Source organism: Amycolatopsis sp. SID8362, assembly GCF_010550475.1.
Classification (GTDB): Bacteria; Actinomycetota; Actinomycetes; order Mycobacteriales; family Pseudonocardiaceae; genus Amycolatopsis; species Amycolatopsis eburnea.
This window is the reverse complement of record NZ_JAAGNB010000939.1, coordinates 1-1764: the sequence shown is the minus strand read 5'-3', so window position 1 is coordinate 1764 and position 1764 is coordinate 1. Positions and strand designations below refer to the sequence as shown.

Here is a 1764-nt window from a genome sequence, read left to right as displayed (position 1 = left end):
GACCCTGCCGTCCGGGTGGACGGCCGGTCCCGCGTCGCCGCCCTCGGCCGCGCGGATCGACAGCGGCGGGTCCGCCGCGTTCACCTGGACCGTGACCCCGCCCGCCACCGTGGACACCGCCGCGCTGAAGGTCGCGGTGGCCTACCGGCAGGCCGGTCGCCCGGGCTCGGTGACCGGGGAACGGATCGTCGGCGCGGTGCCGCCCGCGCCACCCGCGGGCCAGGTGGCGGTCAGCTCGCTGCCGTTCCTGACCGCGACGAACGGCTGGGGCCCGGTCGAACGCGACACCAGCAACGGCGAGGCGGCCGCGGGCGACGGCAAGCCGATGACCATCGGCGGCGTGGCCTACGCGAAGGGCCTCGGCGTCCACGCGGCGAGCGACGTCCAGCTCTACCTGGCGGGCGCGTGCACCCGGCTGACGGCCTCGGTCGGCGTCGACGGCGAAACCGGCACGGCGGGCAGCGTCGCGTTCAGCGTGTCGGTCGACGGCACGACGCGCGTCACGACGCCGGTGGTGCGCGGCGGCCAGGCCGCGGTGCCGATCGACGTCGACGTCACCGGCGCCCAGGTCCTCGACCTGCTGGTGAGCGACGGCGGGGACGGCAACGGCAACGACCACGCCGACTGGGCGCTGCCGACGCTGACCTGCGCTACGCCGCCTGCCGGATGACGTCGGGGAGCGGGCGCACGGAGAACGTCGCCCGCACTTCCCGGCGTTCCTTCCAGAGGTGGTAGAGCGCGAGGCCGAAGATGATCGAGCCCACGACGTTCGCGACGAAGTGCCACCAGACGCGGTAGGTGGTCAGGCCCGGACCCGCGTCGACCAGCCCGAAGAACGTCGAGAGCCCGATCGCGCGCGAGCCGGACGCCACCGACACCGTGAGGACGAGGTGCTCGAGCCCGTGCAGGCCCTGCATCCACACGCCCATCTTCGCCCAGCGGCGGGCGCGGGTCTTCAGCGCCCGCCGCGTGATCACCATGACGCCGGCGAGACCGGCCAGGAAGATGAAGTTGCCGGTGAGGTGCAGCAGCTCCATCCCGAAGGTCGGCCGGTCCGGCAGCACCCGCTGCAGGCCGTTCGCGAGCGTGGTGCCCCACGGCGTCATCCACGCGGGCGAGTTCGGGTGGCCGAGCCAGTAGCCGGCCTGGGCGATGTGCTCCTGGACGTGCCCGAGCTGGCCGAGCACCCCGATGCCGATCACCGCGGCCGAGCCGCGGTACACCCACGGCCGCACCGGCCCGCGGTTCGCGTACGCGAGGACGCCGACCGCGCCCCACATGGCCAGCGCCCAGAGCACGAGGAGGGTCGCTCCCACGACGTCCCAGCCGGGCGTCGACGTCATCGGCATGTCCATGGCCGTCTCCCGTCGTCGTGCTCGACGCTAACGCCGGACGCGGCCGGGAATCGTCTCCCCGTGTGCGCCAGGCAAGCGGACAAGCCGTTACAGCACAACGGGTTTCGCTCAAGTGAGGACAAGCCGGACGGCGAGCGCGGTGATCACCGCGCTCGACGCCAGTGCCGTCACCAGCCGCCCGCGGGGGCCGGTGAGGACCCGGCCCAGCAGCGCGCCGCCGCCCGCGAGGAGGGCTTGCCAGCTCGCCGAGGCGGCGAACGCGGCGAGCACGAACACCCCTTGGTCGAGGACCGGCACCGGCGTCCCCGCGCGGCCGCCGACCACCAGGGCGGCGAAGTAGACGACGGTCGCCGGGTTCACGAGCGTGATGCCGAGCAGACTCGCGTACGCGCGGCCGGGCGCGAGCGCT

At 74.3% G+C, this 1764-nt stretch carries 2 protein-coding genes and 1 pseudogene; 1 reads left to right on the top strand and 2 read right to left on the bottom strand.

What is annotated here, in order from left to right:
* The coding region (locus tag G3I65_RS29300) for an NPCBM/NEW2 domain-containing protein (protein WP_203612540.1) at positions 1–670 on the top strand (670 nt) is incomplete at its 5' end.
* Here the strand turns inward: G3I65_RS29300 and G3I65_RS29295 are convergent.
* Both G3I65_RS29295 and G3I65_RS29290 read right to left on the bottom strand, forming a co-directional pair.
* Entirely contained in the window at positions 651–1355 is a 705-nt protein-coding gene (locus tag G3I65_RS29295) for a DUF6008 family protein (protein ID WP_160698962.1), read from the bottom strand. The genes G3I65_RS29300 and G3I65_RS29295 overlap by 20 nt on opposite strands.
* 108 nt (positions 1356–1463) lie before the next feature.
* Positions 1464–1764, bottom strand: a pseudogene (locus G3I65_RS29290) (LysE family transporter); the annotation flags it as partial.

What these genes read in the sequence shown, in the direction of transcription:
- G3I65_RS29295 (WP_160698962.1), bottom strand. Translation starts at nt 1,355, where the DNA reads ATGGACATGCCGATGACGTCGACGCCCGGCTGGGACGTCGTGGGAGCG.